The 6,900-nt window shown below is 72.2% G+C and carries 6 protein-coding genes and 1 riboswitch; of the genes, 4 read left to right on the forward strand and 2 right to left on the reverse strand.

Annotation, left to right across the window (positions count from 1 at the left end; translation table 11 throughout):
• The first annotated feature begins 21 nt into the window (after positions 1-21).
• From VGN45_RS03225 to VGN45_RS03240, 4 genes are all read left to right on the forward strand, one after another.
• Entirely contained in the window at positions 22-993 is a 972-nt protein-coding gene (locus VGN45_RS03225; RefSeq protein ID WP_327459238.1) for a DUF6607 family protein, read from the forward strand.
• Between the two features lie 52 nt (positions 994-1,045).
• A riboswitch (SAM riboswitch) is annotated at positions 1,046-1,180 on the forward strand.
• A gap of 86 nt (positions 1,181-1,266) precedes the next feature.
• Positions 1,267-2,223, forward strand: coding sequence for a homoserine O-succinyltransferase MetX (gene metX / locus VGN45_RS03230; protein ID WP_327459242.1), 957 nt, complete (start codon positions 1,267-1,269; stop codon positions 2,221-2,223).
• Positions 2,220-3,395, forward strand: a complete 1,176-nt coding sequence (metB, locus tag VGN45_RS03235; RefSeq protein WP_327459244.1) for a cystathionine gamma-synthase — start codon at positions 2,220-2,222, stop codon at positions 3,393-3,395. Before metX ends, metB begins: the two co-directional genes overlap by 4 nt.
• Positions 3,395-4,318, forward strand: coding sequence for a hypothetical protein (locus VGN45_RS03240; protein ID WP_327459246.1), 924 nt, complete (start codon positions 3,395-3,397; stop codon positions 4,316-4,318). The genes metB and VGN45_RS03240 overlap by 1 nt, the downstream gene beginning before the upstream one ends.
• Here VGN45_RS03240 and VGN45_RS03245 read toward each other — a convergent pair.
• Together VGN45_RS03245 and VGN45_RS03250 are read right to left on the reverse strand one after the other, a co-directional pair.
• Complete coding sequence (locus VGN45_RS03245) at positions 4,315-4,707, reverse strand: RidA family protein (protein ID WP_327459248.1); 393 nt, start codon at positions 4,705-4,707, stop codon at positions 4,315-4,317. The genes VGN45_RS03240 and VGN45_RS03245 overlap by 4 nt on opposite strands.
• A gap of 7 nt (positions 4,708-4,714) precedes the next feature.
• Positions 4,715-6,358 carry a M28 family peptidase gene (locus tag VGN45_RS03250; protein ID WP_327459250.1) on the reverse strand — a complete coding sequence of 548 codons (1,644 nt, stop codon included), beginning with the start codon at positions 6,356-6,358 and terminating at the stop codon, positions 4,715-4,717.
• Between the last annotated feature and the right edge of the window lie 542 nt (positions 6,359-6,900).

The raw sequence follows: 6,900 nt of genomic DNA on the forward strand, positions 1-6,900 counted from the left end.
TCGCATTCTTGGAGACGCCCCATGCGCGCCCTGCTGATCGCCGCCTGCCTGGCCACCACAGCCATCCCCGCCCTCGCCGTCGCCCAGGCGCCCGCCGCCAACACGGCCGAGCACGCCGCCTATGAGCAGGACCGAGAGGCGATCCTGAGCCAGGTGGGCGACTACGACGTCCGTTTCGACATGCGCGAGACGGTGAACTTCATCGAGGGGTATGAGCCTCTGGCGCCCAAGACCTCGGGCGGGCACGAGATCGTGCGGGTGATCCACGACACCGGCGACGAGATCAGCCTTCAGCACATCCTGGTCATGGAGCACGAGGGCCAGACCATAGTCATCAAGCACTGGCGCCAGGACTGGACCTATCAGCCGGCGACCGTGCTGACCTATGCCGGGCCGAACACCTGGGCGCTGACGCCGGTGTCGGCGGCGGAGCGCGCCGGGGCATGGTCGCAGACCGTGTGGCAGACGGACGACTCCCCGCGATACGGCGGCGTGGGTAAATGGAGCCACGCCAACGGCATGGCCGAATGGACCTCTGCGCCGTCCTGGCGGCCGCTGGCGCGACGCGACGCCATCCGCAGCCCCGTCTACGACCGCTACCTCGGCACCAACCGCCATGCCGTGACGCCGTGGGGCTGGGTGCACCTGCAGGACAATCAGAAGATGCAGGCTGCGCAGGGCGCCGAGGGCGATCCGACCGTCGTGGTGCACGAGGACGTGGTCAACAGCTACCGCCGGTTCGACGGGTTCGATCCGAAGCCGGGCGACGACTATTGGTCGGCGACGCAGGGGTACTGGGCGGCCGTGCGCGACGCCTGGGACGACGCCATCGCCCGTGGGAACGGCATTCACCTGCAGGAAGAGCCGCAGGCCGGCGCCGTCACCGGGCCGGAACTGATGAGCCTGGCCGAGAGCGTTCAGGCCGGCGACGTCAGCGAGGTTGACGCCGTCGCGCGGGCCGAGGCGCTGATCCGGGAAGCGACTTCGCGTTGAATCTTTCGGCTGGGGGCTTGACGGCCCCCGGCATCGTCCGCCAGCGTAAGGGCACTCATCAAGACCGGCTGAGGGATAGGCCCTTTGACGCCGGGGCAACCGACCGGACCCACCCAGGTCCGACACGGTGCCAACTCCTGCGGGGACCCGCCTCCTTTTCGAAGGGGCAGTCCGCGAGAGATGAGTGAAGCGACGGCCGCCTTGCGCGGCCCGGCGACTTCACGGGTCTTCTCCATCCGCACGGGTGCTCGATGAGCGGGACCGTGCGAGACCTTGGCGAGACATCCTGAATTTCGAGACTTCGACGTCGCCCTGCCCGGCGGCGGGAGCGTGCGCGCCCGTCTGACGGGCCGCGCCGACGGCCCGCTGGTCGTGGTGGCCGGCGGCATTTCGGCCGACCGGGCGCCGGCGGGCGACGCCGCACGGCGAGGCTGGTGGGACTGGGCGGTGGGGCCCGGCGCGTCGGTGGACGTGGACCGGTTCGCGGTACTGGCGATCGATTGGCTGCCGGTCGCCGGAGAAGCCGCGGATCGGCCGACGACCACCCAGGATCAAGCGCGGGCCGTCGCCGCAGCGCTGGACGCGCTGAACCGGCCGGTCGCGGACGCCTTCGTCGGCGCGTCCTACGGCGGCTGCGTCGGCCTGGCCTTTGCGGAGCTGTTCCTGGAGCGGATCGGGCGGCTGGTGGCGATCTCTGCGCCGCATCGGGCGCACCCCACGGCGACGGCCTGGCGCGGCGTGCAGCGGCGCATTCTGGAGCTGGGCGTCGACGCCGGCCGTGAGGCCGAGGCGCTGAGCCTCGCCCGCCAGCTGGCCATGACGACCTATCGCACGACCGAGGAGCTGGGCCTGCGCTTCGGCGGGGCGCCCGCCCCGGCCGCGCTGAACGCACCGCATCCCGTCTGCGACTGGCTGATCGCGCGGGGCGAGGCGCATGCGGCGGGCGCCGATGCGCGGCGGCAGATCGTGCTGACCGACTCGCTGGACCGGCATGCGGTCGAGCCGGAGCGCGTGACCTGCCCCCTGACCGTGGTCGGCTTCACCGACGACCGGCTGGTTCCGATCGAGGACCTGCGCGAGCTGGCCGGTCGCGCGGCAAACCTGTGCCGGTTCGTCGAGGCCCCGTCGGTGTTCGGCCACGACGCCTTTCTGAAGGAGCGCGAGGTGGTCGGCCGCGCGCTTCGGACCGCCCTCCTCCCCCTGGCCATCTGTTCGGAGATCGCCGCATGACCCAGTCCCCCGAAACCGCCTGCGTGCGCGCCGGCGTCGATCGCGACGCGGCCCACGGCGCGGTGATCCCGCCGATCTGCCTGTCGGCCAACTTCAGCTTCGACGGTCTGGAGGGGAAGCGGGCGCACGACTACACCCGCTCGGGCAATCCGACGCGCGACCTGCTGGCCGGGGCTCTGGCGGAGCTGGAGGGCGGAGCCGGCTGCGTGGTGACGTCCAGCGGCATGGCGGCGCTGGATCTGGCGCTGAGCCCGCTGAACCCCGGCGACCTGCTGATCGCGCCGCACGACCTTTACGGCGGGACGCACCGGCTGCTGTGCGCTCGCGCCAAGAAGGGGCATTTCGACGTGGCGTTCGTCGATCAGGGCGACGCCGAGGCGCTGGACCGCGCCCTGGCCCTTCGGCCCAAGCTGGTGCTGATCGAGACGCCGTCGAACCCGCTGATGAGGGTGGTGGACGTCGCGGACATCTGTAGACGCGCCCGGGCGGTCGGCGCGCGGTCGGTGGTGGACAACACCTTCCTGTCGCCCGCGCTGCAAACCCCGATCGCCCTGGGCGCCGACGTGGTGGTGCATTCGACCACCAAGTTCGTGAACGGCCACTCCGACGTCGTGGGAGGCGCGGTGATCAGCGCCGAGGCCGAGGTGCACGCCGAGACCGCCTGGTGGGCCAATGCGACGGGGGTGACGGGCGCGCCGTTCGACGCCTGGCTGACGCTGCGAGGCCTGAGAACCCTGTTCGTCCGAGTCGAGCGGCAGCAGGCGAGCGCTTTGGAGATCGCCCGGCGGCTGGAGCGGGCGCCGGGGGTGAAGGCGGTGCACCACCCGGGGCTGGAGAGCCATCCAGGGCATGCGCTGGCGGCGCGGCAGCAGAAGGGGTTCGGCTCCATGTTGAGCGTGGAGCTGGAGAGCGGCATCGAGGCGGTGCGGGCGTTCGTGGAGCCGCTGGGGGTGTTCACCCTGGCGGAGTCGCTGGGCGGAGTGGAGAGCCTGATCGCCCATCCGGCCCTGATGACCCATGCCGCCATGACGCCGGAGGCGCGCAAAACCGCGGGGATCGGCGACGGGCTGATCCGGCTGTCGGTCGGGCTGGAGCATCCGGACGATCTGTGGGCCGATCTGGAGCGTGGGCTGCGGGCGGTGGCCGCGCTGCAGCCGGCGGAGGCGGCGTGATGGGCGTGCTGGAGCTCGAGCGCTCGGTCGAGGCGGCGACGCGGACGCTGCGGGTGGCGCTGGCGGGATGCGGCGTGGTCGGCGGCGGGGTGCTGAAGCGGCTGACGGGAGACCCACGCTTCGAGGTCGTCGGCGTGCTGGTGCGCGACGCCGCCAAGCCGCGCGATCCGGCGCCCGATCCGCGCCTGCTGGTGACCGATCCCGCGGCGCTTCTGGCGCGGGAGCCGGACGTGCTGGTGGACGCGCTGTCGGACCCGTCGACCGGGCTGGCCCTGACGCGGGCGGCGCTGTCGCGCGGGGTGCACGTGGCCAGCGCGAACAAGCAGGCGGTGGTCGAGGACTTGTTTCCACTGGCGCGTCAGGCACATCGCAGCGGCGTGCGGCTGGGCATCGCGGCCTGCGTCGGCGGCGGGGCGCCGATGATCGAGACGGTGCGGGCGGCGCGGGCTCATGCGCCGATCGTGGCGATCGAGGCGGTGCTGAACGGGACGGTGAACTTCCTGCTGAACCGGCTGGCGCAAGGCGTGCCGTTCGCGGCGGCGGTGGTGGAGGCGCAGGCGCTGGGGCTGGCCGAGGCGGATCCGGCGGCGGACCTGTCGGGCCGGGACGCGGCGGCGAAGCTGGCGATCCTGGCGGCCGAGGCGTTCGGGCCGCAGGGGCCCAGGCCCGGGGTGGTGCAGCCGCTGACGGCGGGGGTCACGCCGGGAAGCGCGGTGCGGCAGCTGGCGCGGGCGGCGCCGGACGCCGCGTCGGTGCGGCTGGTGGAGGTCGAGCACGATCCGCTGTTCGCGGACCTGCCGGGCGAGACCAACGCGCTGCGCGTCACCTGCGCGGACGGCCGGACGTTCACCTGCACCGGGCCGGGCGCCGGGCGGGAACCGACGACGGACAGCGTGCTGGGAGACCTGCTGACCCTGCTCTAGGCGGCGGCCACGGCCTCGATCTCGACCCGCCAGCTTTCGTCGAAGATGCCGGTGACGATGACGGTCAGGGCGGGCTGGCGGCCCTGAAGGCGGTCGAGGCGGACGGCGCGGTTCTCCGCGGCGTGGGCGCGGTCGGCGAGGAAGGTCGTGACCTTCACCAGATCGTCCAGCGTCATGCCGGCGGCCCGCAGCTGGGTCTCCAGATTGTCCCAGACCTGTTCGCACTGACCGCGGAAGTCGTCGGCCAGACCGCCGTCGGGCCGCGTCGGAACCTGGCCGGACACGAAGAGCCAGCGGGTCGCGCCGGTGACCTCCACGGCCTGGGGATACGAGCCCTGGACCGGCGGCGAGCCGTCGCCGGTCAGGGGCCGCAGGGTCGCCGTCACCATCCCCGACTCATTGGCGGGCCGCGTCGGTGCGGGCGCGCACGGCGCCGAACTCCGACGACGGCTTCCAGCCCGGCCAGTCGTTCGAATTGGCGAGGTCGAGGCCCAGGCGATGGAGCAACTCCAGGTTCTCGACCGCCGAGCGGAAGTCGAGGTCGGGCCGCCATTCGTCCGACGGCTGGTGATAGTCGGCCTCGAAGCGGGCGTCCCAAGCGGCGCGACCGACGGGGACGCCGCCTTCGTCCCAGTCGACGCCGTGCCACGGCATCAGGGCGGGCACGCCGGCGCGGGCGAAGGGGAAGTGGTCGGAGCGGTAGTAGAAGCCCTGCTCCGGCTGCCGGTCGTCGGTGACGTAGCGGCCCTCGGCCTCGGCCAGGACGGCGAGACGGTCTTCAAGCTCGTTCTGGCCCTTGCCGAAGATGGCGACGTCGCGGGTCGGCGGCGACAGGGGCAGCATGTCGATGTTGAGGTCGGCGACGGTCTTCGCCAGCGGATAGACCGGGTCGGCGACGTAGGCGTAGGCGCCGAGCAGGCCCATCTCCTCGGCCGCCATGTGGGCGAAGACGACGGTGCGTTCCGGGCGCGGCCCGGCGGCGAAGGCGCGGGCCACCTCGACGACGCCGACGGTGCCCGAGGCGTTGTCCCAGGCGCCGTTCCAGATCTTGTCCCCGCCCTCGGCGTCCGGATGCTGGGCCTCGCCGCCGACGTGGTCCCAGTGGGCGGAATAGACGATGACCTCGTCCGGGCGCTCGGTCCCCTCGATCTTGGCCAGGAGGTTGTGCGTGACCAGGGTGGTGACGGTTTCGGACGCCCGCACGTTCAGCTTCACGCCGCGCAGCTCGACGGCCTTGAACGAGCCCGAGGCGTAGTCGGCGAAAGCGGAATGGTCGAGGCCGGCGGCGGTGACCATCGCGTGCGCGGTGTCCATGTTGATGGAGCCGGTGAACTCGACGTTCGCGGCGCCGGGGGTGAAGCCGCGGGTGCGGCCGTTCTGCTGGCCGGCGCGAGCCCAGGCCTCGTCCGTCGCGGCGACGGGGTTCATCGTGATCACGCCGACGGCCCCGCGGGCGAAGGCCTGATCCGCCTTGGCCGCGCCGGAGGCGTGGTGGGTGGTGTAGGCGCCGTTGAAGACCTCTCCGTCCGGCTCTCCGGCCATGACGATGACGACCTTGCCGCGCAGGTCCATGTTTCCGTAGTCGTCCCAGCCGCGTTCGGGCGCGACGATGCCGTAACCGGCGAAGACCACCGGCGCGCCCTGAACGTCCGCGCGGCCGTCGTTGGTGGCGGCCCGGACCAGAATGTCCTTGCCGGGCTCAAGGGCGCGGGTCTGGCCGTCCGGCCCGGTCCAGCCGACCGTCGCGGCGCCGTCCGGGGTGTAGCGCTTCAGCTCGACCCGCTGCAGCCACTGGCCGTTCGGGCCGCCGGGCTGAAGGCCCATGGCTTCGTACTGGGCCTGAAGCCAGGCCAGGGTCATCCGCTCGCCTTCCGTGCCCGGATAGCGGCCCTGATATTCGTCTGCCGAGATGGTGCGGATGCTGTCGGACAGGCGCTGGGCCGAGATCTCGGGCTGAGGGGCCGGGGTCGGGGCGGTGGCGCAGGCCGCGCCGAGCAGCAGGCTGAGGGCGGCGACGCCGGCGAGAAGGCGGGAGGTCATGCAGGGGCTCCGAAGGCGGATCGTTCGTCGGCGCGGACCTTAGCGAGGGCGCGCGAGGACGCAGGTTACGTTTTCGTCATGTGCGGTCTCCGGAGCGGTGAGCGGAAGTCGAGGGTTGAAGTCCCAGCCCCGGCGGCGCTGGCGCTCGATGGTCGCTCGGAGGCGCGTGATCCGCGCGAGGAGTTCGGCCCCGTCCCTCTCATACTCCTCCAGATCGGCCGGGAGGTCAGGCGCAGGGCTAGATGTCTTCGATCGGGACAGGGGATGGCTCCTTCAGGTTTCGGGGGGCGGCAGGCGCGCGGAAACGCTCCGTCGCTTTCGCGCGGAGTTGGGGCGGGCGGGCGGAGCGCCGGGCGCGGAGCCCGGATGAGGATTGAGTTTACCGTTTCGGCTTCGCGACGACGCTCCGCGCGGTTCGTCTGATCAGGAGCTGTCCGAGGTGGCCGGAACCACCGCATAGGGCCGCTGCTTGGCGACTAACGGACGCGCCCCTGGCGGGCGGGCGGGAGACTTGCGAACCCCGGACCCGGACGCGCGCCTTC

The sequence above is a fragment of the Brevundimonas sp. genome, from assembly GCF_035999125.1.
In the GTDB taxonomy this organism is placed as follows: domain Bacteria; phylum Pseudomonadota; class Alphaproteobacteria; order Caulobacterales; family Caulobacteraceae; genus Brevundimonas.